At 66.0% G+C, this 25,820-nt stretch carries 28 protein-coding genes; 9 read left to right on the forward strand and 19 right to left on the reverse strand.

Annotated elements, in window-relative coordinates; translation table 11 throughout:
- Window positions 1-314, forward strand: a 314-nt coding sequence (locus WBB07_RS01075) for an HNH endonuclease signature motif containing protein (RefSeq protein ID WP_526303892.1), incomplete at its 5' end; no start/stop codon positions are given.
- A gap of 409 nt (window positions 315-723) precedes the next feature.
- Here WBB07_RS01075 and WBB07_RS01080 read toward each other — a convergent pair.
- The 10 genes from WBB07_RS01080 to WBB07_RS01125 are packed head-to-tail and all read right to left on the reverse strand — an operon-like array spanning window position 724 to window position 11,566.
- Window positions 724-1,833: an ABC transporter ATP-binding protein gene (locus WBB07_RS01080; protein WP_526303894.1), complete on the reverse strand. Its 1,110-nt coding sequence runs from the start codon at window positions 1,831-1,833 to the stop codon at window positions 724-726.
- An 11-nt stretch (window positions 1,834-1,844) separates the two neighbouring features.
- Complete coding sequence (locus tag WBB07_RS01085) at window positions 1,845-2,768, reverse strand: carbohydrate ABC transporter permease (protein ID WP_526303896.1); 924 nt, start codon at window positions 2,766-2,768, stop codon at window positions 1,845-1,847.
- Entirely contained in the window at window positions 2,765-3,658 is an 894-nt protein-coding gene (locus WBB07_RS01090) for a carbohydrate ABC transporter permease (RefSeq protein WP_526303898.1), read from the reverse strand. Before WBB07_RS01090 ends, WBB07_RS01085 begins: the two co-directional genes overlap by 4 nt.
- 26 nt (window positions 3,659-3,684) lie before the next feature.
- Complete coding sequence (locus tag WBB07_RS01095; RefSeq protein WP_526303900.1) at window positions 3,685-4,968, reverse strand: ABC transporter substrate-binding protein; 1,284 nt, start codon at window positions 4,966-4,968, stop codon at window positions 3,685-3,687.
- Window positions 4,969-4,980: 12 nt separating this feature from the next.
- Complete coding sequence (locus WBB07_RS01100; RefSeq protein ID WP_526303902.1) at window positions 4,981-6,288, reverse strand: alpha-glucosidase/alpha-galactosidase; 1,308 nt, start codon at window positions 6,286-6,288, stop codon at window positions 4,981-4,983.
- Window positions 6,285-7,238, reverse strand: a complete 954-nt coding sequence (locus WBB07_RS01105) for an EamA family transporter (protein WP_526303904.1) — start codon at window positions 7,236-7,238, stop codon at window positions 6,285-6,287. The genes WBB07_RS01100 and WBB07_RS01105 overlap by 4 nt, the downstream gene beginning before the upstream one ends.
- Window positions 7,239-7,269: 31 nt before the next feature.
- Window positions 7,270-8,241, reverse strand: coding sequence for an N-acetylglucosamine kinase (locus tag WBB07_RS01110; RefSeq protein WP_526303906.1), 972 nt, complete (start codon window positions 8,239-8,241; stop codon window positions 7,270-7,272).
- A 6-nt stretch (window positions 8,242-8,247) separates the two neighbouring features.
- Complete coding sequence (locus WBB07_RS01115; protein WP_526303908.1) at window positions 8,248-9,375, reverse strand: SIS domain-containing protein; 1,128 nt, start codon at window positions 9,373-9,375, stop codon at window positions 8,248-8,250.
- Window positions 9,372-10,691 carry a D-tagatose-bisphosphate aldolase, class II, non-catalytic subunit gene (locus WBB07_RS01120; protein ID WP_526303910.1) on the reverse strand — a complete coding sequence of 440 codons (1,320 nt, stop codon included), beginning with the start codon at window positions 10,689-10,691 and terminating at the stop codon, window positions 9,372-9,374. Before WBB07_RS01120 ends, WBB07_RS01115 begins: the two co-directional genes overlap by 4 nt.
- Window positions 10,688-11,566, reverse strand: coding sequence for a class II fructose-bisphosphate aldolase (locus tag WBB07_RS01125; protein ID WP_526303912.1), 879 nt, complete (start codon window positions 11,564-11,566; stop codon window positions 10,688-10,690). Before WBB07_RS01125 ends, WBB07_RS01120 begins: the two co-directional genes overlap by 4 nt.
- Before the next feature lie 136 nt (window positions 11,567-11,702).
- On the opposite strand from WBB07_RS01125, the gene WBB07_RS01130 reads away from it, so the two are divergent.
- Window positions 11,703-12,533, forward strand: coding sequence for a DeoR/GlpR family DNA-binding transcription regulator (locus WBB07_RS01130; protein ID WP_526303914.1), 831 nt, complete (start codon window positions 11,703-11,705; stop codon window positions 12,531-12,533).
- Between the two features lie 146 nt (window positions 12,534-12,679).
- Window positions 12,680-13,573 (forward strand): SMP-30/gluconolactonase/LRE family protein, encoded by an 894-nt coding sequence (locus WBB07_RS01135; protein ID WP_526303916.1) that lies wholly within the window; start codon window positions 12,680-12,682, stop codon window positions 13,571-13,573.
- 40 nt (window positions 13,574-13,613) lie between these two features.
- Here WBB07_RS01135 and WBB07_RS01140 read toward each other — a convergent pair whose 3' ends face one another.
- Window positions 13,614-14,069, reverse strand: coding sequence for a GGDEF domain-containing protein (locus WBB07_RS01140; protein ID WP_526303918.1), 456 nt, complete (start codon window positions 14,067-14,069; stop codon window positions 13,614-13,616).
- Window positions 14,070-14,099: 30 nt separating this feature from the next.
- Here WBB07_RS01140 and WBB07_RS01145 point away from each other — a divergent pair, with 30 nt between their 5' ends.
- Window positions 14,100-14,237 (forward strand): hypothetical protein, encoded by a 138-nt coding sequence (locus WBB07_RS01145; protein WP_526303920.1) that lies wholly within the window; start codon window positions 14,100-14,102, stop codon window positions 14,235-14,237.
- 173 nt (window positions 14,238-14,410) lie between these two features.
- On the opposite strand, the gene arc is transcribed toward WBB07_RS01145, so the two are convergent.
- Window positions 14,411-16,240 carry a proteasome ATPase gene (arc, locus tag WBB07_RS01150; RefSeq protein WP_526303922.1) on the reverse strand — a complete coding sequence of 610 codons (1,830 nt, stop codon included), beginning with the start codon at window positions 16,238-16,240 and terminating at the stop codon, window positions 14,411-14,413.
- Window positions 16,241-16,386: 146 nt separating this feature from the next.
- On the opposite strand from arc, the gene WBB07_RS01155 reads away from it, so the two are divergent.
- The 3 genes from WBB07_RS01155 to WBB07_RS01165 are packed head-to-tail and all read left to right on the forward strand — an operon-like array spanning window position 16,387 to window position 17,683.
- The gene (locus WBB07_RS01155; protein ID WP_526303924.1) at window positions 16,387-16,893 is read left to right on the forward strand and encodes an MTB12 family secreted protein; all 507 of its coding nucleotides are present in this window, start codon (window positions 16,387-16,389) and stop codon (window positions 16,891-16,893) included.
- A gap of 2 nt (window positions 16,894-16,895) precedes the next feature.
- Complete coding sequence (gene lppK, locus WBB07_RS01160; protein WP_526303969.1) at window positions 16,896-17,384, forward strand: lipoprotein LppK; 489 nt, start codon at window positions 16,896-16,898, stop codon at window positions 17,382-17,384.
- A gap of 5 nt (window positions 17,385-17,389) precedes the next feature.
- The gene (locus WBB07_RS01165) at window positions 17,390-17,683 is read left to right on the forward strand and encodes a DUF503 domain-containing protein (RefSeq protein WP_526303926.1); all 294 of its coding nucleotides are present in this window, start codon (window positions 17,390-17,392) and stop codon (window positions 17,681-17,683) included.
- A 24-nt stretch (window positions 17,684-17,707) separates the two neighbouring features.
- Here the strand turns inward: WBB07_RS01165 and WBB07_RS01170 are convergent, their stop codons facing one another.
- On the reverse strand, window positions 17,708-18,589 hold the full coding sequence (locus WBB07_RS01170) for a sulfurtransferase (RefSeq protein ID WP_526303928.1): 882 nt from the start codon (window positions 18,587-18,589) through the stop codon (window positions 17,708-17,710).
- A gap of 54 nt (window positions 18,590-18,643) precedes the next feature.
- Window positions 18,644-19,474 carry a class I SAM-dependent methyltransferase gene (locus tag WBB07_RS01175; protein ID WP_526303930.1) on the reverse strand — a complete coding sequence of 277 codons (831 nt, stop codon included), beginning with the start codon at window positions 19,472-19,474 and terminating at the stop codon, window positions 18,644-18,646.
- A gap of 50 nt (window positions 19,475-19,524) precedes the next feature.
- On the opposite strand from WBB07_RS01175, the gene WBB07_RS01180 reads away from it, so the two are divergent.
- Together WBB07_RS01180 and WBB07_RS01185 are read left to right on the forward strand one after the other, a co-directional pair.
- Window positions 19,525-20,373, forward strand: coding sequence for a RecB family exonuclease (locus WBB07_RS01180; protein WP_526303932.1), 849 nt, complete (start codon window positions 19,525-19,527; stop codon window positions 20,371-20,373).
- A complete protein-coding gene (locus WBB07_RS01185; protein WP_526303934.1) occupies window positions 20,370-21,140 on the forward strand; it encodes an acyl-CoA thioesterase domain-containing protein in 771 nt (256 codons plus the stop codon). Before WBB07_RS01180 ends, WBB07_RS01185 begins: the two co-directional genes overlap by 4 nt.
- 62 nt (window positions 21,141-21,202) lie before the next feature.
- Here the strand turns inward: WBB07_RS01185 and WBB07_RS01190 are convergent, their stop codons facing one another.
- The 5 genes from WBB07_RS01190 to WBB07_RS01210 form a co-directional block, all read right to left on the reverse strand.
- A complete protein-coding gene (locus tag WBB07_RS01190; protein ID WP_526303936.1) occupies window positions 21,203-22,573 on the reverse strand; it encodes an FAD-containing oxidoreductase in 1,371 nt (456 codons plus the stop codon).
- 2 nt (window positions 22,574-22,575) lie between these two features.
- A complete protein-coding gene (locus WBB07_RS01195) occupies window positions 22,576-23,055 on the reverse strand; it encodes a DUF4126 domain-containing protein (RefSeq protein WP_526303937.1) in 480 nt (159 codons plus the stop codon).
- Window positions 23,056-23,133: 78 nt separating this feature from the next.
- Entirely contained in the window at window positions 23,134-24,012 is an 879-nt protein-coding gene (gene hisG / locus WBB07_RS01200; protein ID WP_526303971.1) for an ATP phosphoribosyltransferase, read from the reverse strand.
- Window positions 24,013-24,017: 5 nt separating this feature from the next.
- Window positions 24,018-24,299: a phosphoribosyl-ATP diphosphatase gene (locus tag WBB07_RS01205; RefSeq protein WP_526303939.1), complete on the reverse strand. Its 282-nt coding sequence runs from the start codon at window positions 24,297-24,299 to the stop codon at window positions 24,018-24,020.
- 27 nt (window positions 24,300-24,326) lie between these two features.
- Entirely contained in the window at window positions 24,327-25,796 is a 1,470-nt protein-coding gene (locus WBB07_RS01210) for a sugar porter family MFS transporter (protein WP_526303941.1), read from the reverse strand.
- Window positions 25,797-25,820 lie beyond the last annotated feature (24 nt).

The following is a 25,820-nucleotide window of genomic DNA, read 5'->3' on the forward strand; positions in this document are numbered from 1 at the left end:
GTGGGGCTACCCGCGGGTTGCATGCCCATCACCTGCAGCACTGGGAAGACGGCGGACCCACCGACCTGTCGAATCTGGTGTTGGTGTGCCCGTTCCACCACCGGCTGCATCACCGCGGCGGCATCACCCTGACCGGACCCGCCGAACACCTGGTGGTCACCGACGCGTCGGGCCGAAAGCTTGAATCCGGTTCCTTGGCCCGACCCCCGACCACACCCCCACCCAACGTCCCACCCTGCCCCGGACCCACCGGCGAACACGCCAACTGGTGGTGGTACCAACCATTCCAACCACAACCACCACCAACTAACTAGTGCCCCAAGGAGATCGCGTCGCCTAGCCGGTACACGCATCCGGTTCTCGCAGAGCGGGCCACCGACTTATGGCTGGTGCCGTCTCGCTTGACCTCACCGACCGACAGTTCCGGTGCCGCCTATCGAAAGCCCTGGTGAGCACCGCCAGATACACGGCGCCAATCGCCAGCCAGATACCGTCCCGACGTCGACTCAAGACGTAAGCGATCACGGACACTTGAACCATGACCAACCCCAGGAAAACAGCGGCAAAATGGTTGCCGCCAAAGGTCTTTGCGGTGTCGGGACCGCCGCACCCGCGGCCTATCGGCCCCAACATCTCCATGACATGAAGAATGGGGCCAAGGAGAACAGCGCACCGACCCCGCCCTCACCCATCGGATGGCCGACCGTCAGCCCCCGCGACAAACTAAGTGCCGGCGCTCTGATGCGCGCCGCTGATCACCGGGTGGCGGGTTGCCGGCCGGTTCCGGGCCTCCCCCGTGTCCGCGTCGAAGTAGTAGGTGCTCTCCGGCGGCAGCAGCAGCCCGATATTGGTCCCGGACTCCAGCTCGACACCCGCCGGGGCCTGGGCGATCACCGTGGTCTCACCGACAAACGCCGTGACCAGGACGTGGCTGCCGAGTGGCTCCACGAAGTCGACCCGGGCGGGCACCACCCCGTCCTCGGTTGCGCTCCGCAGTTGCAGGTGTTCGGGTCGCACCCCCACCGTCACCGGACCGTCCGGTTCGGCAACCGACACGACCGGGGCTCCGACGATCTGCAGCCGGCCGTCACGCACCTGCCCGGGCAGCAGGTTCATCGGCGGGCTGCCCATGAACGCCGCGACAAAGGTGTTGGCCGGGCGGTTGTAGATGTCGTCCGTCGTGCCGATCTGCTGCACTTTCCCGTTCGACATCACACACAGCCGGTCACCCAGCGTCATCGCCTCGACCTGATCGTGAGTGACGTAGATGGAGGTGACGGGCAGTTCCCGGTGCAGCCGCTTGAGATCCCCACGAACCTGGTTACGCAGCTTCGCATCGAGATTCGACAGCGGTTCGTCCAGCAGGAACGCCTGCGGCCGACGTACCAGGGCCCGGCCCATGGCAACCCGCTGACGCTGCCCCCCGGAGAGCTGCCCGGGTTTGCGATCGAGAAGATTGCCGATCTGCAGCAGCTCAGCGGTGTCGCGGACCCGGCGGTCCACCTCGGCGCGCGGGGTCCGCCGTTGCCGCAGCCCATAGGCCAGATTCCGGTACACCGACATGTGCGGATACAGGGCGTAGTTCTGGAACACCATCGCGATGTCCCGCTCACCGGGAGATTGCCCGTTGACCACCGCTCCCCCGATCCTGATCTCACCCGAGGTGGGCTTGTCCAGACCGGCGAGCAACCGCAGCGCGGTGCTCTTGCCGCACCCAGACGGACCCACCAGAATCAGGAACTCCCCGTCGGCCACCGTCAGGTTGAGGTTCTCCAGGGCCACCACGCTGCCGAAGTAACTCCGGGTCACATTGCGAAATTCGACTTCTGCCAAGGTCTTTCCTCTCAACCCTTGATTCCGGTGCTGGCCACCGACTGGACGAAGTAGCGCTGTGCACCGACAAACACCAGGAGCATGGGCAGCAGGCTCATCACGTTGGCCGCCATCAACAACGGCCATTTGACCCGGTGAGCACCCTGAAAGTAGCTCAGGCCCAACGGCACCGTCATCTGATCCTGGGACGTGATCACGATCAACGGCCAGAGGAAGTCGTTCCATGACGTCAGGACAGTCAGCGCCGCCAGGGTCGACAATGCGGGCAGCGACAACGGCAACACCATCTTGAACAACACTCCCAGCCGCGAGGTGCCGTCGACACGCGCCGCTTCCTCGAGCTCGACGGGAACCGTCATGAAGAACTGCCGCAGAAAGAAGATCCCGAAGGCGGTCGCCAGGTTGGGCAGCATCAACGCGCCGATGTGGTCGATTCCCAACCCCTCCCACACGTTGTCGCCGAACCACTTCACGATCAGGAACACCGGGATCATCGTGACCTGGAACGGCACCATCAGCGTGGCCATCAAGGTGACAAACAGCGCTCCGCGGCCCAAGAACCTGATCCTGGCGAAGGCATAGCCGGCCAGGCTGCACACCACCAGATTGCTCACCAGCACCACCGCGGTCACGGTGAAGCTGTTGAGGAAGAAGTGCCCGAACGGCGCCGCGTTCCAGGCCTCGGAGTAGTTCTCGAACCGGGGGCTGGCGGGAAGCAGAACCGGCGGAAAGCGATTGGCTTCGCCTTCGGTCAGCAACGAGGTGACCAGCATCCACAGCAGCGGCACGACCAACAGGAACGACACAGGTATCAGGACCAGGTGCCACGGGTCGAAGCGCAGCCACCGGCGCTTCGCAGCTACCGGCGCCGCTTCGGGTTCCGGCGCCGGCGGCGCGGCGAGCGGAACGGATTCGGAGAGCTTCTGATCGGTCATGAGTAATGCACATGTCTACGCGCGAGCCGGAACTGGATGGCGGTGATCACCAGGATCACCACGAACAACGCATACGCCATGGCTGCGGCGTAACCTGCGTCGAACTGCACAAACGCGCGGTCCCAGAGGTAGTAGACGATCACGGTTGTCGCCCGCAGCGGCCCGCCGCGGGTGGTGGCGTACACCTCGTCGAACAGCTGTAAAGCGTTGATGGTCAACCACACCAGCAGGAACAGGTTCGCGGGGCCCAACAGCGGCACCGTGATGGTCCGGAACCGGGTGAATGCGGTGGCGCCGTCGATTGCGGCCGCCTCATGCAGTTCGGACGGAACCCCCTGCAGGGCAGCCAGATAGACAATGACCGAGAACCCGGTCCACCCCCAGATCGTCATCGCCACGATCACGAACAGTGCCTGTGACGGCGAGGCCAGGAATGGTTGCGACGGCACGCCGACAGCGTTCAGGGCGGCGTTCACCAGTCCGTAGTCGCGGTCGGTCAACCACAGGAAGATGATGCCCTGCGAGATGGTCGACACGGCCATCGTGATGTACGCGGCGGTGCGGTACACCGAGATGAACCGCAGCGAGCGGTTCATCGCCGCGGCGATGAACAAGCCCACCAGCATGGTCCCGGGAACAAACAGCGCCGTGTAGACGATGGTGTGTTTGACCGACTCGAGGAACACCGGGTCGTCGGCCAGCTTCTGGTAGTTGGCGAAACCGACCCACGGTGTCTCCTTGCTCAGCAGGTCCGAGTCCTGAAACGAGAGCTGCAGTGACATCAGCACTGGAAGCAGGCCGAAGATCCCGATCAACACTGCTGCCGGACTGACCAGCGCCCAACCGCTCACGGTGTCGGAGCGACCGAACCGCCTCAGCAGATTCTGCATCCGCATCTCCTCCCTGGGCCGGCTTGCTACTTGTCCGCCAGTGCCGCGTCGGCGGCCTGCGCCGCGGAGTCCAGCGCCGCCTGGGGTTGTTGCTCACCGAGCAGCACCGACACGATGGCGTGACCCAGAGCTTCCGAGATCGCCGGGTACTGCTCCACTGTCGGCCGGGCCTTCTGCACATTGGACAGGTTCTCGACAAAAACATCGGTGCCGGGCAGCTGCTGGTTGAGCTCGGCGACAAACGCCGGGTCCTGGCCCACCGAGGTGCGGGTGGGCAGATCGCCGGTGCCCAGGGAGAAGGCCTTCACCTGTTCGGGGGCGGTCAGCCACTGTACAAAATCGACGGCCGCCTGCTTGCGTGCATCACCGTTGTCGAAGACCACCCAGTTGTCGGGTCCGGAAATCGTCTGGTGCCCACCGGTGGAGCCGGCGAACGTCGGCATCACCTGCACGCCGTAGTCGATGTCCGGCAGTGAGCTCAGATCCCACGGGCCGGTGATCAACATCGCGACCTTGCCACTGTTCATCAGTTTCGGCCCGTTTTCGTTGGTGGTGTCCAGGTAGAGCGACTTGTCGGTGACCGCCATCTGTTGCAACACCGTGAGCGCCTCGACACCGGCCTCGGAATTGAAGACCGCCTGCGTGTTGTCTTCTGAGAGCAGGTCACCGCCGGCTTCCCAGAGCATCGGGACGTAGTGCCACACGGTGTCCTCGCTGCCGTCGGCGGGCAGGAGGAAGCCGTACTGTCCTTTGGCCGGATCGGTCAGCTTGGCCGCCGCGGACCGGAAGTCGTCCCAGGTCCAGTTCGCGGTGGGCGTCTCGATTCCGGCGTCGGCGAAGAGCTGCTTGTTGTAGACGATCGCGAGGTTGTCCACCAGTGCGGGCACCCCGACCACCTTGTCGCCGACGGTCGCCGCGGCCCGCTCGCCGGCATAGAAGTCATCCCAGTTCCACGCGGGATCCGCGACGTAGGAAGACATGTCGACCAACTGGGGAATCTTGGCGATGTTCGGCGACCAGGATCCGAACATGTAGGCCACATCGGGTGCGCTGTCGCCGCGGACCGCGGTCAGCACCTTCTGCAGAACCAGGTCATTGCTGGAGTACAGTTCGCCGACCTCGACATCGGAATGCTCCGAGTTGTACTTGTCGATCAGCGATTTGAAGACCGTACCTTCGGTGTCCTGGTAGCCGTGCCACACCGTGATCTTGGTGGGGCCCGACGACGACGAGTCACCACCGCCGCCACACGCGGCCAGTACCAGGGCGAGGACCGCCCACACAGCGATCAGAAAGTGTTTGCGAATCACGATTGACACTCCTTAGTTGACGGGGACGCGCAGGGGTTCGGGCAACAGATCACCATGGGCAGCGGTCAATTCGTCGCACAACTGCCAGATCTGGTCGACGGTGAGCGTGGCCGCGGTGTTGGGGTCCACCATGGCCGCCGCCCGAACCAGTCGGGGGTCACCGTCCACGGCGGCACGCACCGCCAGATCGACCGGGCCGAGGAAGTTCCGGTTGAGCGCGGCACACTGCGGCGGAAGATCCCCCACCTGCATCGGATGTGCGCCCAGTGCGTCGAGCACGGTCGGCACCTCGACGGAGAGGCCGTCGGGCAGATTTGTGATCAGCCCGTTGTTGACGACGTTGGCGGCGATCACCCGGGTGGTCCCGGTCTCCAGCGAGTGAATCACCTGTGGGGCATATTCGGTGGAGCCCCTGTCGATCGCCAGCACCTCGGTTTGGGTCAATTCTGCTCGGACACGCTCATATTCGGCGACGTTTGCTGCGCTGATCGAGACATACTCGCCGACGTCGAGGCGCAGCCGGTCGATCTCACCCGGATGGCGCAGATACCAGGGGACGTACTCGCTGCTGTGTTCACTGGTCTCGGTTGGGTAGTAGCCGAGGCGGCGATACATGTCCACCCGCACCCGTCGGCGCAGCTCGGGATCGGCGGCGATGCGCTGATCCAGCAGTGGATACAGATCCTGGCCGTCACGCTCCCACTTGAGCACCCACGCCTGGTGATTGACGCCCGCCGACCAGTACGCCACTTCGTCGTAAGGCACGCCCACGATCTCGCAGAGGTCGACCATGGTCCAGTACACGGAGTGGCAGAGCCCGAGCACTTTGAGCCCGGGAGCAACGCGATTCAGGAATGTGACATTCATGGCCATCGGGTTCGTGTAGTTCAACAGCCAGGCATCCGGACAGACGTCCTGCATATCGCGGGCGATCCCGGCCAGTACGGGAAAAGTCCTCAGCCCGCGGAAGATACCGCCGATTCCGATGGTGTCGCCGATGGTCTGGTTGAGCCCGTAGCGGGCGGGGATGTCGAAATCGCGCGCCGTCGCTTGATGCATACCCACCGCGATGACGTTGATGACGTAGTTCGCACCGTCGAGGGCGCGACGACGGTCCAGCGAGGTGACCACTTCCGGGGTGGCCCCGATTTCCCGGGCGGTGGCGTGGGCGATCGATTCCGCGGTCTCCAAACGTTCGGTATCGATGTCGTGCAACACAACCCGTACCGATCCGAGTTCCGGAAACGAGAAGATATCACCGAGGAGCTCACGGGTGAACTCGACGCTGCCCGCCCCGATGATGACGATTGTTGGTTTCATTTCTGGCACTCCATACGGGATCGAAGGGGTTCAGGTAGCGCCGCTGTCGGTGCCTCACCGCGCTTTTCGTCGCTGTACACCATCAGTGTCGAACCGAGAAGTGCCAGCACGATGCCCGCCGCGCCGTAGGGCGACGGCAGGGTCTGGTAGGCGATCAGCGAGACCACGATGGTCAGGGCGGGGGCCAGCGCGTTGGTGGTGGGCGCGACAATGGACGCCTTGCCCCGGCTCAGCGCCATCACCAGGAACAGTGCGCCGACGGCGTTGAGGATCTGGGTCGCCGCGGTCAATGCCGGTGCTTGCCAAGGAAAGTATGTGGGTAGACCACCGAGGGAGTACAGCGCAACCGGGACGAGAAGCAGGGCACTGATCGCCATCCAGGCGAACGTGGTGGCCTCATTGACGCCGATGGTGGCGGTCTTGCGCATGAAGTACGCCTGGACGCCCCACGCGAGGCAGATCAGCAGAGCCAGCGGCAGCCACGGCCCGGTGGACTCGTCGGGTTCGGCGCTGGTGACACTGAACAGGACAATCGCCGCCAACGCCGCCACCAGGCCCAGGGCGGCAAGTGGCGCGATGCGTTCACGCAGCAGCACCATCGCCATCAGCACGGTGATGGCCGGCGAGATCGACACGATCGGAAAGATCAGGTAAGCCGGGCCCATGGTCAGCGCCTGGAAGAGCAGGAGCTGACCGCCGGCGCCGGTGAGGCCGATCAGCAGACCGTAGAGCGCGGCCTGCGGCCGCCGGTCGAATCGCTGCCCGCGCAGGGCAAACACCGCAGGGATGATCATGGTCAACGCCCAGATGCTGTAGATCATCTCGTCGGGGTAGCCGTATTTTGTTGCAGGCAAGGCGGAGAACGCGCCCCAGACGCCCCAGAACAGGATCAGGAGTGTGGCGTAGAAGATCCAGCTGGGGGTGCTGGTGGTGTTCGTAGTGCCGGTCACGGTGACTTCACCTCGTTCATCTGGAATCGCATCACGGTCGAGCCGTCGAGAGTTGTTGTACCGAAGCGGAAGCCAGCGGATGGCCGCTGCGCTTGGCAGCGTAGAGGGCCGCCCCCAGCGCCGGGTCGAGCACCGGCGCCTGCATGTTGTACTCGGCCGGTAGCGCCTGCAGAGCTCGCCGGAACATGTCGAGAAAGCCCGGATCCGAGAACATTCCGCCGGAGTAGGACACCGGAACCCGGTCGAGGTCACCGAAGCCGATCAGCTGTCGGGTGGTCTCGACAAGCGCCACCAGTTCCTGCGCCGCAGCGGCGAGGATGCCGGCGGCCGCCTCGTCACCTTGGCGGGCCGCCTCGCAAACCGTGGTGGCCAGTGCGGCGATCGAGCCGCGATTGCCACCCCATTGTTCGATCACCAGGCTCACGGCGTCGAGGTCACTGGAGATCTGCAGGCGTCGCTTGAGCAATTCGTACAGTGATCCGCGCGCCAGTCTGCCGTCACTCATCCGGCTGAACGCGTTGAGCCCCTGTGTGGCAACCCAGTACGCCGACCCTTCGTCACCGAACAGCTCTCCCCAGCCACCGACGCGGTGTCCGGTGCCGAGCCGTTCGCCGTAGGTCATCGATCCGGTGCCGCAGATGACGTTGATACCGTCCTGTCCGGCCAGTGAGCCCGCCCAGCCGCACACCATGTCGTTGTCACAGTCGTAGCGGTGGTGGCCCAGCACCCGCCCCGGTACGGCGTCGAGCGCCTCGATGTCCGTACTGGCTTCGCCGTACCCGGGGAGGCCGAAGAACGCGAAGTCGATATCGGAGGGCGTGATGCCCGCAGTCGTGCAGACTTCGGAGATACCTTGGCGCAGAACATTTTCCACGATGTCGAAGCCCTGGCTGAAGTAGTACGAGCTCGGAGCCGTCGCACGCGCCAGGACACTGCCTCCGTCGTCGATGAGCACGACGGCGGTTTTGGAGCCTCCGCCGTCAACTCCGAGATAGCAGACCATGGCCACTCACCTTGCCATCGGGTAGATCGTCACGCCCCGCACCACGCGGCTCACCTCGCCGGCGGGGAACGGATTGTCCGGTGTCTTACCGTATTCCAGGGACATGTACAGGGCCAGGTATTGAACGAACACCAGGTACGCCAGAGCAACCGTCGAGTCGTCCAGGCCGGCCAAACCCGACAACACCACGGCCGGCCCCAGGTGCTCGGGTATCGGCTCGGTGCTGAGCACCACCACACTGTCGGACCCGAGTTGCGCGCGGATCTCGGCAATGATGTCCAGGTCGTAGCGCCGGGTGTAGGGATCGGTGGAGACGAACACCACGGCACGGGTATCGGAGTCCAGCACCGATTTGGGACCGTGCCGAAAACCCAGTGGGGAATCGAAGTAGGTGACTGCCTCGCCGGCGGTCAATTCCAGTAGTTTGAGCGCCGATTCGCGGGCCAGGCCCACCAGAGGTCCGCTACCCAGGTACACGAACCGGCGCTTCTGGGCCTGCGCCAATGTCCGGATATCGGATCGGCGGTCGATGATGTTCTGTGCGGCCAGCGCCAGCGTTTCGGTGTCACGCGGCTTGGTGTCGCCGAGCAGCAGCAGGCAGGCCAGCAGCATCGACGACAGGCTCGAGGTCATGGCAAACCCGGTGTCGTTGGTGCGTTCCGGCATGTGGACCACCACAGAGTTCGGGCGGCCGACGTGGGCGCGGCCGAGCTGACCGTTGCGGTCACAGGTGAGGATGAGGTGCCAAACGTCGTCGACGAGTTCGTCGGCCAGCTCGGTGGTCGCGATGCTCTCGGGGCTGTTGCCCGACCGGGCGAACGAGATGAGCAGCGTCGGGGTGCGCGGCTCCAGGTGGTCGAGAGGGGCGGCGACGATGCTGGTGGTCGCGATGGCCTCGACCCGACGGCCGAGGTGGCGCCGGAGCGCCGGAGCGGCGATCGTGCCCGCGAATGCGGAACTGCCGGCTCCGGTCAGGATGACCCGGAGATCCGGTCTGCCGGTCACCTGCCGGAGGAACTCGGTGGCCCGGTCGTCGATCCCAGCCGCCACGTCCCGCCACGCGTCAGGTTGCTGCCCGATCTCGAGAATCGTGGCACCGCCGTCTTCTTGGGCGGGAATGGATGGTGCGGTCATCGGGCGTCTCCAGTGTTCGAACAGGCGTGGGCGTAGGGACGAAGGGCATCGCGGACCCGGTCGAGCACCAGGGCCTGCGGGTCGGCGTCCAGGTGACCCGCGCGGATCCGGTCATATTGACCGGGAAGGAACTGGCTGATCAGCGGCATCGGGATGCCGGTGGCACGGAGATTGGCCAACAGCGTCTCCCGCGCGGATTCGACCTCGGGATCCGGCCAGTAGTAGCGAAGCCGATCGCTGTAGCTGTACCGGCGGGAAATGCGTTGCGCAGTCGGGTCACCCGGGTAGTAGCCCTCCCAGTACGACGGGTTGGCCAACATTCGGCGTTCGATCACCTCGACGAGGTTCGACCGCAACGAGGGCGCCACCAGCTCGGCCTCGATGCCGGCGAGAGCAAAGAGCGCTTCCCGCATCGCGAAGGTGAGCCCGGGTCCGACCTTGAGGACCGCCCAGTGGTCTTCGACGAGCTCGGCCAGCTGCCCGGGGCGCTGGTAGTCGGTGGAGTGCGCTTCGAACACCAGGTTGTCTTCGCCATCGAGGACATGTCGCAGTTCGGCGGTGCCACTGCGGGCGTAATCGAAGACCGCCGTGTGGTCGAACTCCACCCCGGGCTGCACCACCAGCGCGATGACGCGCGGCCACACCTGTTCCAGCGCAAGGGCGGTGAATGCGGCCCGGTGCGCGGCCAGGGTTCGCCGGGCATGTTCGGCGGGCGTCGGGGTGAGCCCGCTCAGCGTTTCGTGGGCGCCACCGGGGACCGGCACCTCGGTGCCGATCACGTACACCGGCCCGTCCCCCGGATATCGGTGGCCGGCGCGGGCTGCGGTGAGTTCGGCCACCTGCAGCAGCCGGGCGGCGCGGCTCGCGACCACCTCGTCGGTCAGCGTGGCCGGATCGTCGGCGCACGACATGCTGCAGTCGAGGTGGATCTTGGTGTAGCCGGCTTCGACGTAGGCCGCGATCAAGCCTTCGGCGAGGTCCATCGCCTCCGCGGCGGGTTGGCGCTGCCACCGATTCGGGCCCAGGTGGTCACCCCCGAGGACCACCCGATCCCGAGCGAATCCGCACCGGTCGGCGATCTCGAGGACCTGGTCGCGGAAGTCTGCCGGCCGCAATCCGGTGTATCCGCCGAATTGGTCGACCTGATTGGAGGTGGCCTCGATCAACACATAGCTGCCGTCGGCGGCCGCTTGCTCGATGGCGGCCTGCACCACTGTGGGATGGGCCGAGCACACCGAGTAGACCCCAACAGATTCACCGGATTTGTGGCGGTGGATGGTCTGCAACAACGGGTTGATCACCGAGGTCCGGTTCATCGCTGCCCCACCTTTGCTGCCGCTGCCGGTGTGATGACGTTGCAGAGATCCGCCACCACAATGCTGATGGCGTCGCGGCCCGCAGCGAGGTACGGTCGCGGATCTGGCTTCTCGGACAGTGCTTTTCGGATCGTGGAGGTATAGGCGATGTTGAGCGCAGTGCCGATGTTGACCTTGCGGATCCCGGCTCGGGCGGCGCGCCGAAGCTCGTCGTCACCGACTCCGGACGAGCCATGAAGGACCAGAGGGACGCCGACGGCGGTGGCCAGTCGGCTGATCAGATCGTGATCGAGTTGGGCTTCGCGGGTGGTCATCGCGTGCGAGCTGCCCACCGCCACGGCCAGTGCGTCCACCCCGGTGGCCGCGGTGAAGGCCACCGCCTCCTCGGGATCGGTGCGGGCGCCCGGTGCGTGGGCGGCGATGTGGGTGCCGGCTTTGCCGCCGATCTCACCCAGCTCCGCTTCCACCCACAGCCCGGCTGCGTGTGCGTCGCGGGTCATGGTGCGGGTGCGCTCGACGTTGTCCTCGTAGGGCAAGTGCGCCGCGTCGACCATGAGCGAGCTGACCCCCAGGTCGGTGGCGGTGGCGATGGCCTCGCTGATCAGATCGGTGTCCTGGAGATGATCCAGGTGGATTCCCAGGGGCGCGGTCGACTCGGCGGCGATCTGGGCGCATGCGGCCAGCAGCGGCGCCATCCGGCCGCCATGGAAGGCCATGGTGTTCTCGCTGATCTGGAAGAGCGCGGCGGCCCCGGCGCGTTCGACGCCCGCGGCGACCCCTTCGATGTGCTCGATGGTGATCACGTTGAACGCGGGAACCGCGCTGCCTGCGGCCACGGCGGCCGCGACGAGATCAGGTGTGGCGGCGATGGTCACAGCGCTGATCCCCGAATCGGGTGAATGAGATGACGCATAGGTTGATCATGGGAAGATCGCTCATAACGCGCAACGGAACGTCAATAAACGATCAGGAAAACTGATCGTTCATCTGAGTGGCTGAGGAGTGGCAAGCGTGTCGATCAAGCGCACCGACCGGATGCGGGAAGTGCTGTCGCTACTGCGTGATCGCGGTGAAATCGCGTCCCAGGAGCTCTGCGACGAATTGCAGGTCTCCCCCGCGACACTGCGCCGGGACCTCAACGAACTCGAGGAGCAGGGCTTGCTGGTCCGGACGCACGGCGGCGCCCGCGCACTCGACCCGAGCGGCAGCGAGATCCCGGTGCGGTTGCGTGATCATCGGATGGTGGCGATCAAACGACGGATCGCCGCGCATGCGGCGGCGCTGGTACCTGCCGGACCGCAGTCCGTCGCGTTGACCGGGGGTGTGACCACCGGCGAGGTCGCAAAGTCGCTCAAGGGCCGGCCCAACATGACCATCGTGACCAATTCGCTCACCATTGCCGCGAACTGCGCGGTCGACGCCCACATGAAGGTGATCATCACCGGTGGGCTGGTACGGGCCAATTCCCTTGAGGCCGTTGGCCCGATGTCCGAGCACGCCTTTCAGGTGATCACGGTCGGCACCGCCATCCTGGGCGCCGACGGCATGTCCGCCGAAGTGGGGGCAACCACCTTCGACGAGGCCGAGGCCCGCACCGCAATTGCCATGGCCGCCAACGCCCAACGGGTGGTTGTCGCCGTCGACGGCTCCAAGATCGGCAAGGTCACACTGGCCAAGATGGCCGCGCTCGACCGTCTCGATCATCTGGTCACCGATTCCACCGCCGATCCCGAACAGCTCGAACGGATAGCCGGGTTCGGGGTGCGCGTGCACGTGGTGGATGTCGTCGATGTGGTCGACGCCGCAGGCACGGACCTCGGCATGGCGGATGTGGATGTGTGACCGCGGAAAAACACCGCAAACACACCCGGTAGGACACCGCCGGTCCGCCCCGCACCAGGGATACTTCACTGGATGCCGTGCCGGTTGAGTAGCGTTCCCTGTTCAACGATGATCGTCTCGGGAATCCCGGCAACGAGAGTGACAGCATGACGCGCACGATCAACACCATCGGTGAGGGTTTCGCGTTCCTGGAATGCCCGCGCTGGCATGAAAATCGGCTGTGGTTTGTCGATTTCTACGCACACGCGGTGTACTCCACGCTCGGCGACGGCACCGACATCCGGGTAGAGGCCGAGGTCCCCGAGCAGCCTTCGGGGCTCGGGTGGCTGCCCGACGGGCGACTGCTCGTGGTGTCGATGAAGGACGCGCGGGTACTGCGACGGGACCACGACGGCACGCTGGTGACGCACGCCGACCTCTCTGCCATGGTGGGCGGGCACCCCAACGACATGGTTGTCGACAGCCGCGGCCGCGCCTACATCGGCGAATTCGGATTCGATCTCATGGCCGGTGCCCCGCTGAGCCCGGCGAGCCTGTTGCGCGTGGATCCAGATGGCAGCGTCACGAAAGTCGCCGACGATCTGTGGTTCCCCAACGGCAGCGTGATCACCACGGACAACGTGCTGTTGGTGGGCGAGACGTTCGGCAATCGCGTCACCGCTTTCGACATCGCCGACGACGGGTCGTTGGCAAATCGCCGGATCTGGGCCCGGTTCGGTGATCTCCCGGACACCGGTGGGACGAGGACCGGCCTCGGCCGGCTCCACGTCGCTCCGGACGGCTGCTGCCTGGATGCCGAAGGCGCCCTGTGGATCGCCGACGCGCTGGGCAATCGTGTCCTCCGCGTGACCGAAGGCGGCACAATTGTCGACGAAATCTCCACCCCGACAACCATCTTCGCATGCATGCTGGGTGGAGCCGACGGTCGCACACTGTTTCTGTGTGCCGCGCCCGACTTTTCCGAAGAGAACCGAAAACACACCCGAGAGGCCGTTCTGCTCACCACTCGAGTCGATGTTCCACATGCCGGGCTGCCGTGAAGTCGCCCGAGGTCGCAGCACTGTCGCGCCGCATCGAGTGTCAGTCCGCAGAGCCGACCACTCGGTCCCGGCCGTCCTTCTTCGCGCGATACATCGCCTCGTCGGCCCGCCGAATGGCCGCGACCAACTCTTCGCCGCCGATCCGTCCCAACACATCCCCGGGCCACAGGTTGTTTCGGGCGATCTTCGCGAACTCGGTCAGAAGCAGATCCCCCGCCGCGTGCCCATGCCGGTCGTTGACCGCCTTGAACTCGTCGAGATCCATGAGGACCATCGAGCACACCCGGTCGTTGTGACGACACGAGTCCGCCGCTTCCTGCGCCCGGGCCACGAATCCGGTCCGATTCAGCGCGCCGGTGAGGCCGTCGACCAGCGCGGTCTGGGCCAGCTGATTGCCCAGGCGCTCCCGACCGATGAGCAGCAGGCACACGTTGATCGCGATGGCCGCGATGAAGAGCAGCACCCACGGCAACGCCGTCGCCGCGGTGTTCCTCATCAATCGAATGAGACTTCGTTCAGCTGGGCGTTGACCGCCCGCCAGGGCACCGGAACCACCGAGACGATGCTCAACACCGCAAGCACCCGTCGCATGACCAGGCGTTCGGTGCGCTCGGCCCGCGGCGTCGACGGCGATGAGTATCAGGTACACGACGATGCTCGATGACGTGAGCTGGATCCGCAGCACCATATCGGTGATGACGCCGGGATGTAGAGACAGGCGATCACCACCGCGGCAGGTCAGAGCAGGGTGGCCGACCACAGGATCGCGCGCTCACGGCACAGCAGAACTCGCCCACCTCAGAAGAGGCGGGCGAGTTCCGGTGGTGCGGGTGAAAACTACAGGTACTGACCCAGGTTGCTCTCGGTGTCGATGGCGCGGCTGGCGCTCGACGACTTGCCGGTGACCAGCGTGCGGATGTAGACGATCCGCTCACCCTTCTTACCCGAGATACGCGCCCAATCATCCGGGTTGGTGGTGTTGGGCAGGTCCTCGTTCTCGGCGAACTCGTCGACGATCGAGTCGAGCAGATGCTGGATCCGCAGACCCCGCTGACCGCTCTCCAGAACCGCCTTGATGGCGTTCTTCTTCGCGCGGTCGACGACGTTCTGGATCATGGCACCGGAGTTGAAGTCCTTGAAGTACATGACTTCCTTGTCACCGTTGGCGTAGGTGACCTCCAGGAACCGGTTGTCGTCGATCTCGGCGTACATCCGGTCGACGACCTTCTCGATCATCGCCTTGATGCAAGCTCCACGGTCGCCGCCGAACTCGGCGAGATCGTCTGCGTTGACCGGCAACTGATCGGTCAGGTACTTGCTGAAGATGTCCTGCGCGGACTCGGCGTCGGGGCGCTCGATCTTGATCTTGACGTCCAGACGGCCGGGCCGCAGGATCGCCGGATCGATCATGTCCTCGCGGTTGGAGGCGCCGATGACGATGACGTTCTCCAGCCCTTCCACACCGTCGATCTCCGAGAGCAGCTGCGGAACCACCGTCGTCTCCACGTCCGACGAAACGCCGGTGCCACGGGTCCGGAAGATCGAGTCCATCTCGTCGAAGAACACGATCACCGGGGTGCCCTCGGAGGCCTTCTCCCGGGCCCGCTGGAAGATCAGGCGAATGTGGCGTTCGGTCTCACCGACAAACTTGTTGAGCAGCTCGGGACCCTTGATGTTCAGGAAGTAGGACTTGGCTTCCCGAGCGTCATCTCCGCGGACCTCAGCCATCTTCTTGGCCAGCGAGTTGGCCACCGCCTTGGCGATCAGCGTCTTACCGCACCCGGGCGGGCCGTAGAGCAGCACGCCTTTGGGCGGCCGCAGTGCGTACTCCCGGTACAGGTCCTTGTGCAGGAACGGCAGCTCCACCGCGTCGCGGATCTGCTCGATCTGCCGGGTCAGGCCACCGATGTCGTGGTAGCTGACGTCGGGCACCTCCTCGAGCACCAGATCCTCGACCTCGGCCTTGGGGACCCGTTCGAACGCATAGCCGGCCTTGGTGTCGACCAGCAGCGAGTCGCCGGGACGCAGCTTGCGGGGCCGCAGATCCAGCTCCGCCTGCGACAGCGTGGCCGCGATCTCCTCGGGCAGCTCCTCGGGGGCGACCAGCGGCTCGGCCAGCCAGACGATGCGCTCTTCGTCGGCGTGACCCACCACCAGGGCGCGCTGCCCGTCTGCCAGGACCTCACGCAGGGTGCTGATCTCACCGACCGAATCGAAGCCGCCGGCCTCCACCACCGTCAACGCCTCATTGAGCCGAACCGTCTGGCCCTTCTTGAGGACCGACACATCGATGTTGGGTGAGGACGTCAGCCGCATCTTGCGGCCGGAGGTGAAGACGTCGACAGTCTCGTCCTCGTGAACGCCCAGCAGGACGCCGTACCCGCTGGGCGGTTGTCCCAGCCGGTCGACCTCCTCACGCAGCGCCAAGAGTTGCTGGCGAGCCTCTTTGAGAGTTTCCAGCAGCTTGGCGTTTCGCGCTGCCAGAGAGTCGATTCGGGCCTCGAGTTGGTGCGCATCGCGGGCAGTTCGCAAGCTGCTCTGGGTGCCCGCGGCGGTGTCGAGCTGCTCGCGCAGGATCGCCGCCTCCCGCCGCAAGGCCTCCAGCTCTGCCGCATCCTCGCTGGAAAAGCCCTGTGGGTCGCTACCCGAACGCTCTGATTCACTCATGCTGCGCTCCTCACCCCGCACCGAAAATTGGTGCGGTAACAACTTCAACGCTACCGGCGATTCAGACTTTGTGGGTGGTGTAGGAATCCGACACACCAGCACCACTGTTAGCCTCTGACAAGAGTCAGGCCTCTGAAAGGACAGCCGTGAACCTGAAATCCCTCGCCACCGGTGTGGTAACCGCTGCCGGCGCGGTCGCTATCGTCGGCGCTGCGGCGGCAGGTGTGACTTCCATTGCATCGGTGACCACTGCGACCTCCCCGGCGATCCAGCCGGTCTCCTGGGACATCCCGATGCCGGCGGCGCCCGCCCCCGAACTGCAGGCCCCGCTGACGCAGACCCTGGCGGCCCTGGCCGGCGGCGGCTCCTTCAGTGGCGCCAAGTCCACCTACATCGAGGGCGGCATCGGCCGCATCGAGGCCATCACCGCCGACCGCGCCTACACCAACGCGGCCGCCAAAGGCCTGTTCCCCCTGACCTTCGACATCGCGGGCATCGATGTCAACGGCCCGGTGGCCACCGCCAACGTGACCGCCACCGCCGCCAACGGCGTCAGCACCACCCGTCCGGTGACCTTCATCGCCGGGCCGAGCCCCACGGGCTGGCTGGTGCAGAAGGGCTCCGCGCTGTCGCTGCTGGCCTCCGCGGGCTGAAACTGAGCCGTACCGCTGTCCTGAACGCCGCCACGATCCTCGTGGCGGCGTTCGGGCTGTTGGGCTGCAGTTCCGACGGTCCACCCGCGCCGTCGGCACCGCCGCCGCCGAGGAGCGCCGAGTCGGCGCAACAGCCCGCGCAGCTGCCGCAACCGGCCGCCCTGCTCGATGTGCTGAATCGGTTGTCCGATCCGGGTGTGCCGGGTGTCGACAAACTCGATCTCATCGAGGGTGCCACGGCCCGCGAGGCCACCGCACTGGATGCGTTCACCACCGCGCTGCGCGACAACCAGCTGGCGCCCTTGGAGTACGGGGTCACCGGGATCAGGTGGTCAGCCGACCAGCCCGGCTTTGTGGTCGCCGACGTCACCGCCACCCCTGCCGACCCGGCTGCCGCCCCGTTCTCCTACCCCATGGAGTTCCGCGCCTCCAGCAGCAGCTGGCAGCTGTCGCAACAGACCGCGGACCTGTTGCTGGCGCTGGGAGGGTGAGCGCCATGTGGATCGGCTGGCTGGAGTTCGACGTCCTGCTCGGCGATGTCCACTCGCTCAAGGAGAAGCGCGCCGTGGTACGACCCATCGTCGCCGAACTGCGCCGCCGGTTCACCGTGTCCGCCGCCGAGGTCGGCGACACCGACCTGCACCGGCGTGCGGGCATCGGGGTGGCCACCGTGGCCGGCGAACGCTCCCACGTGGTGGAGGTGCTCGACGCCGCCGAGCGCCTGGTCGCTGCCCGCCCGGAGATCGAACTGCTCTCGGCGCGCCGGGGACTCGCCCGCAGCGACGACTGACAGTCCCGGGATATCAGACGCCGATCAGCGTGGCTCCGGTCCTGTGACAAGCGGCAGCGTGGGATCGGCAGTCCAGGCCGTCATCGAACCGTCATACACTGCAACGTCATCGCGGCCCACCAGGGCCAGCGCGTGAGCTGTTGCGGTGGCCGCGATACCGCCTCCGCAGTACGTCACCACGGTGCGGTCGGTGTCGAGTAGACCCGCCTCGTCGAACATCTTCCGCAGCTCTTCGACCGGTCGCAGCGCCTTGGTCTCGGGGTCCCGGAGGTCGTAGACCGGCAGGTTGATGCTGCCCGGGATGTGACCCTGCCGGACGTAGGTGGTGGTTTCGCCCCGGTAGGTGGCCGAATCGAGCACATTCACCAGGATCGTGGCGGGATCGTCGAGGGCTGCGGCGATCTCCTCCGTGGAGCGCAGCAGCTCCGGACGTCGCACCCCGGTGAAGGTGCGCCGGGCCGGTGTCGAGGGGGCGTCGGTCACCGGCAGCCCGGCCGCGCGCCAGGCGGGCAGGCCGCCGTCGAGCACCGCCACGTCGTCGAAACCTTCGAGCCGCAGATGCCACCAGAACCGGGTCGCCCAGTACCCGTCGTGCGCGTCGTAGACCACCACCTGGACGCCGTCACCGATCCCCAGTGATCCGGCGGCCTCGGCGAACCGCGCCGAACTCGGCACCGTCCACGGTTCCGCGCTGTCCGGGTCGGCGAAGTCGGTCAGCGGGTCGGCGAACACCGCTCCGGGGATGTGTTCGGCGCGGTAGGACTCGGCGCCGGATTCCGGCGTGTACGGACCCTCCGCGGGGATCGGCAGGTGATTGGTGGCATCCACCACAACCAGCGTCGGATCCTCGAGACGATCCCTCAACCACATGGCGTCCACGAGTTGTGGCCGGCGCTCGGTGCTCATCAGATCCTCCGTGGTGCGAATTGTATTCATCTTCGTACCACGCTAGCCCATGGCTCAGACCTGCTGTTTACGACGCTTGAGCGGGGTCGGGGTGATGGTGCCCGGAGCCAGCCGGCGCGCCGAGATCAGGAACGCGGTGTGGCCACGCATGTTGTGCTGGGGCCGTACCGCCAGGCCGACAACATTCCAGCCGCGCTGCATGGTCTCCCACGACCGGGGTTCGGTCCAGCACTGCTGTTCCCGGAGTGCCTCCACGGTTTTGGACAGCTGCGTCACGGTGGCGACGTACACCATCAGAACTCCGCCGGATACCAGCGCTTCCGACACCACGGGCAGCACGTCCCACGGCGAGAGCATGTCGAGGACCACCCGGTCCACCTGAGGGCCGGAGTAGTCGGCGAGATCGGCGATCACCAGATCCCAGTTGGCGGGCCGCTCCCCGAAGAATGTCTCGACATTGCGGATGGCATGCACGGCGTGGTCGTCGCGCACCTCGTAGGAGATGACCCGGCCGGTGGGGCCGACAGCACGCAGCAGCGAGCAGGTCAGCGCGCCGGAACCGGCGCCCGCCTCCAGTACGACGGCACCGGGAAAGATGTCTCCTTCGTGCACGATCTGGGCGGCGTCCTTCGGGTAGATCACCTGTGCGCCGCGCGGCATCGACAGCACGTAGTCGATGAGCAGCGGCCGCAGCACCAGGAACGGGTCACCGTTGGTGGACTTGATCACGCTCCCTTCGGGAGCCCCGATCACCGCGTCATGCGGAATCGACCCGCGGTGAGTGTGGAATTCCGCGCCAGGGGTCAGCACCATCGTGTAGTGCCTGCCCTTGGCGTCGGTGAGCTGTACTCGGTCACCCTCGGTGAACGGTCCGGTTAACGACACAGGCCCACACCCTGCCAGATTTGTCGCAGGTCGTGCATAAGCTGCCTGGTATGGCACAGACAGCGGAGTTGACCGAGCGGGTCACCGCCCGGCGGCCCGCGCTGTCGCCGTCCCGGGCCGCCGACTTCAAACCGTGCCCGCTGCTCTACCGATTTCGGGCCATCGACCGGCTACCGGAGCCGGCCTCGACGGCGCAGGTGCGCGGCTCGGTGGTGCACGCAGCGCTGGAAAAACTCTATGAACTCCCCGCCGCCCAGCGGCAGCCGGACACCGCGCTCGAGCTGCTGGTCCCGGCGTGGGATCAGGTGATGGCCGAAGAGCCCTCCTTGACCGACCAGATCGCGCCCGAGCAGCGCGAGCAGCTGCTCGCCGAAGCCGCCCGCCTGCTGTCGGGCTACTACCGGTTGGAGGATCCCACCCGTTTCGATCCGCAGAGCTGTGAACAACGGGTCGAGGTGGAACTGGCCGACGGCACCTTGCTGCGCGGGTTTGTCGACCGCATCGACGTCGCGGCCACCGGCGAACTCCGGGTCGTGGACTACAAGACCGGGAAGGCCCCACCGGCGGCGCGCGCCCTTGCCGAGTTCAAGGCGATGTTCCAGATGAAGTTCTACGCGGTGGCGCTGCTCCGGTCCCGCGGTGTGCTGCCGACCCGACTGCGATTGATCTACCTGGCCGATGGTCAATTACTCGATTACACACCCGATCTCGATGAGCTGGCCCGTTTCGAGAGGACCCTGATGGCGATCTGGCAGGCGATTCGATCCGCCGGAGCCACCGGCGAATTCCTCCCCAACAAGTCCTACATGTGCGGATGGTGCGCCCATCAGGCACGGTGTCCCGAATTCGGCGGCACCCCACCCCCCTACCCGGGCTGGCCTGCGGAAGCAACGGCGTGACGGCCTGTTACTACCGTCGCCACGACGGCGAGGTCTTCGAATCCACCGATCTGACCCGCAGCAACTGGACGCCGGACATCCAGCACGGATCGCCGCCGTTGGCCCTGCTGACAAAGATGATCGAGGAACAACTGGCCGGGTCGTCGATGCGGATCGGCCGGCTCAGCCTGGACATCCTGGGCGCCATCCCGGTCGCGCCGATGATGGTACGGACCTGGGTGGAGCGGCCCGGCAAACGCATCTGCCTGCTGGCCTCGGAGATGATCCCCGTCGGCCAAACCCGGCCGGTCGCCCGGGTGAGCGCGTGGGCGCTGGCCGTCAGCGACACCGACGATGCCGCGACCGATCGGCACCCGCCGCTGGTGCAGGGACCCGGCGTCTCGATGCCCGACGGCTGGTGGAACGCCGACGGGTACCTCGAATCTGTGGATTTTCTTCGCCAACAGGATGATTCGGGTTCCCGGGTGTGTTGGCTGACGCCGAAGGTGGCGCTGGTCGACGAGGAACCGACCACCGCGCTGCAGCGGCTGGCGATGGTGGTGGACTCCGCCAACGGTGTCGGGTCGGCGCTCGATCCTTCCCGGTTCGTGTTCATGAACACCGACACGGTGGTGCATCTGCACCGCCTGCCGACGGGCGACGAGTTCGGATTGCGGGCCCGCGCATCGATCGGCCCCGACGGTATCGGTGTCACCACCGCCGAGATCTACGACCGCAGCGGCCATCTCGGCTCCTCGGCGCAGACCCTGCTGATCCAGCGACAGTGAGACACCCGGCCGGGATCCGGATCGCGACAGCCGATCCGCACCCCAACGCCGGCTGACCGCAGCTACTCCAGCGGTGCCAGCTCCTCGAGCATGGTCGGCACCAACTCACTGACCGTCGGGTGGATGTGCACGGTGTGGGTCAAGGTGGTGTACGGCGTCTTGGCGGACATGGTGTCGAGGATGCAGTGGATCACCTCGTCACCACCGACGCCCAGGATCGCCGCACCCAGGATCTCCTCGGTGTCGGCGTCGACGACGACCTTCATGAATCCCTGCGTCTCGCCCTTCTCCACGGCGCGGCCCACCCGCGTCATGGGACGCTTGCCCACCAACGCTCTTCGCCCGGACTCGCGTACCTGCGCTTCGGTCATTCCGGCCCGCCCCAGCGGCGGATCGATGTAGAGCGCGTAGGTGGGGATGCGATCGCTGACCCGGCGGGGCTCGTTGTCCAGCAGGTTGGCCGCAACGATCTCGAAATCGTTGTAGGACGTATGGGTGAACGCCCCCTTGCCGTTGCAGTCACCCATCGCCCAGATGTGGTCGACGTTGGTACGCAACCGGTCGTCGACCACCACGTAGCCGTGCCCGTCGGTTTCCACGCCGGCGAGGTCCAGCCCCAGGTCGTCGGTGTTGGGCCGGCGCCCCACCGCGACCAGCAGGTGTGAACCCGTCACCGTCGGGCCGTCGGCACGGGTGTGCACCACCACCCCATCACCGTTCTGAGCAACCCGAATGTCATTGGCTTCGAGGTGGATGGTGATGCCGTCGCGCTCCAGGATGTCCTTGATGGCGGCGCACACATCGCCGTCCTCACGAGAGGCCAGCCGGGGCCCCCGTTCGATCACCGTGACCTGGGCCCCGAAGCGGTGGTACATCTGCGCGAACTCCAGCCCGATATAGCTGCCGCCGATGATCACCAGATGCTCGGGCACCGAATCGAGTTCGAGCACACCAACATTGGTCATGTAATCGACATCGACCAGCCCGGGGATCGGCGGCACCACCGCTCGCCCGCCGACGTTGAGGAAGATCCGGTCCCCCGTTATCTGCTGATCGTCGACGGACACGGTGTGCGGGCCGGTGAAACGGGCGTGGCCACGTATCAACGTGGCGCCGGGCATGCCACCCAGCCAGCCCTCGACTCCCTCACGGTCGCCGGTGACAATGCCGTCCTTGCGCGCTTTGACCCGTGCCATGTCCACACTGACCTCACCGGTCCCGATGCCGAAATCGGCGCCGCGGCGGGCGATGTGGGCGGCATGCGCACTGGCCACCAACGTCTTGGTCGGGATGCAGCCGGTGTTCACGCAGGTGCCGCCGACAAGCTTGCGTTCGATGACCGCAACAGTGTGGCCGGCAGCGGTGAGGCGGCCGGCCAGCGGCGGCCCGGCCTGGCCCGCGCCGATGACGATGGCATCAAAATGTGTTGCCATGGCTACAGCATCGAAGCCAGCGCCACGATGGCAAAGCCGCCGGCAACGGCGATCACGTCTTCGGTGAGGGCGGCGGGCAGGTCCTTGCCGGCCTTCCCGGCCAGCCAGCCGCGGGCTGCGGCCCCACCCAGGGTGCCCAGTACTGCGCCGACCACACCGGCACCGAGACCACCGAAGGTGTAGCCCCAGGCGGTGCCGATCACCGCACCGGCGAACCCACCGGTGAGCAGCCGGGCCGCGAACTGCGGAGGCACTTTACGGCTCGGCGTCTTCGGCAGCTGGTCGGTGATCAACTCACCGATCAGCAGCACGGTGAAAACACCGACGGTGATCGGGTGCGCCACCCATTGCGCCCAGGTGCCGTCGAGATTGATCCACCCGAGGAATCCGGCCCAGGCCACCACGGCCGGCGGGGTGAGCGCACGAAGTCCGGCGATCACCCCGATCAGCAGCGCCAGCAGCAGCACAAGAACGTGCGTCATACGACCTCCCGCCCCGTGTAACGACCTTCGGACGCTAACACGGCAGAGGCTGGTGCACCCGCCGAAAGGGTCAGGGGCTCAGAACCGGCAGAACCGAATGTCCGAGGCGAGGATCGCCTTGGCGCCGATCGCGGCGATCCGGTCCATGATGGCGTTGACATCGCGGCGCGGCACCAGTGCCCGCACCGCCACCCATTCCGGATCCGCCAGAGGTGCGATGGTCGGCGACTCCAGGCCCGGAGTGACGGCGGTGGCTTTCTCCAGGAGCGCCCGCGGGCAGTCGTAGTCGAGCATCAGGTACTGCTGACCGAACACCACGCCCTGCACCCGCGCGGCCAACTGATCGCGGGCGGCATCGGAGACGGGGCCGGACCTCTCGATCAGGACGGCTTCGGAATCACACAGCGGTTCACCGAAAGCCGCAAGACCGTGTGCGCGCAACGTGCGGCCCGAGCCCACCACATCGGCGATCGCGTCGGCCACCCCGAGCTGGATGGAGATCTCCACCGCGCCGTCGAGGCGGATGACCGTGGCGTCGATCCCTTTCTCCGCCAGATCCTTTCGCACCAGGTTGGGATACGCCGTGGCGATCCGCTTCCCGGCCAGCTCGGCCACCGACCACTCCGAGCCGACAGGTGCGGCATACCGGAACGTCGACGAGCCGAAGCCGAGCGCCAGCCGCTCCTGGACCGGCGCGTCGGATTCGCGCGCCAGGTCTCGGCCGGTGATCCCGAAGTCCAACTGGCCCGAGCCGACATAGATGGCGATGTCCTTGGGGCGCAGGAAGAAGAACTCGACATTGTTCACCGGGTCGATGACGGTCAGGTCCTTCGGATCCGTGCGACGCCGGTAGCCGGCCTCGGACAGGATCTCGGCGGCCGACTCACTCAGCGCCCCCTTGTTGGGGACGGCCACCCGCAGTGGCGACGAGCCGTTGGCACGAACAGAATCCGACACAGTGCTCACAGCTTTCCGTAGACGTCGTCGAGCGTCAGCCCCCGGGAGACCATCAGCACCTGAGCCCAGTAGAACAACTGGCTGAGCTCCTCGGCCAACGCGTCATCGGACTCGTGCTCGGCGGCGAGCCACACCTCGCCGGCCTCTTCGAGGATCTTCTTGCCGATGGTGTGCACGCCGGCATCCAGTGCCGCGACGGTGCCGCTGCCGGCCGGCCTGGTGCGCGCGCGTTCACCGAGTTCGGCGAACAACTCCTCGAAGGTCTTCACGGCCTGCGATTCTTTCATGCGGTCGCAGGCCCGCCCAAACGAGTATCAGATGTTCGCCGGCTTTTCGGACTTGAGGATCTGGCCGTGCATGTCCTCCAGCGACACGCCCTTGGTCTCCATCACCCACTTCCAGACAAAGATGCCGGAGAGCACCGCGCACAGGCCGTAGAAGCCGTAGGCCAGGCCCAGGTGCTCACGCAGCCCCGGGAATGTCACTGTGATCAGCCAGTTCGCCGCCCACTGGCCGGCTGCCGCCAGACCCAGGGCCGCCGCCCGGATGCGGTTGGGGAACATCTCGCCGAGCAGCACCCACACCACCGGACCCCACGACATGCCGAAGGCCACCACGAAGAGATTCGCCGCGACCAGCGCGACGACCCCGGAGGCACCGGGCAGGCTCGGGTTCCCGTCCGGGCCGACGGTGGCGTTGGCGAAGATGATCGCCATGGTGATCAATGTGACCGCCATGCCCGACGAACCGATCAGCAGCAGCGGCTTGCGCCCGATCTTGTCGATCAGGGCGATCGCGATCAACGTCGTCAGCACATTGATGACCGAGGTGATGACGGTGTAGACCGCCGATTCGTCAGCGCTGAAGCCGACCGCCTGCCACAACACGTTGGAGTAGTAGAAGATCACGTTGATACCGACGAACTGTTGGAAGATCGACAGCCCCAGACCCACCCAGACGATGCCGTAGATGCCACCGGTCGGCTTGCGCAGATCCCGCCAGGACGGCTTCTCGTCGCGTTCCAGTGTCTCCCGGATACGACTGATGGTGATCTCCAGGTTCTTCTGCCCCAACAGCGTGCTGAGCACCTTGCGGGCTTCCGGGATCTTGTGGCTGGCAACCAGATACCGCGGCGACTCCGGAATGGTGAATGCCAAGACGCCGTAGACGACCGCCGGCACCGCCATCGCCAGGAACATCCAGCGCCAGGCGTCCAGGCCCAGCCACAGCGGCTCGTTGGGGCCGCCCGCGGCCCACTGCAGCAGCCAGTTCACGACAAAGGACAAGAAGATGCCGGACACGATGGCCAACTGCTGCAGCGAGCCCAGCCGACCGCGGATCGACGGTGGCGACGTCTCGGCGATGTAGGCCGGGGCGATCACCGATGCGACACCGACACCGATACCGCCGACGACGCGGAACAGCACCACGGTCCACACCTCATGGGCAAAACCGGTGCCGAAGGCACTGATGAGGAACAGCACGGCCGCGATCTTCATGACGGCGATGCGGCCGATCTTGTCCGCGAGCCGGCCGGCGGTCATGGCGCCGGCCGCCGCGCCCAGCAGCGCCGAGGCGACGGCAAAACCGAGCTCGGCGTTGCCGATACCGAAGTCTTCCTGGATGGAGTCCACGGCGCCGTTGATGACGGCACTGTCATAACCGAACAACAGGCCGCCCAGGGCGGCGACAGCTGCTATTCGGATGGCGGTCTTACCGGAGGAAAAGTCGGCGTCGGTTATGGGCGACGGAGTGTTGTCGACGGGACCACCCTGACCAGCCATGAGCCGACCTTCTTTCCACAGGAC

It is taken from the genome of Mycobacterium sp., from assembly GCF_049647605.1.
GTDB lineage: Bacteria > Actinomycetota > Actinomycetes > Mycobacteriales > Mycobacteriaceae > Mycobacterium.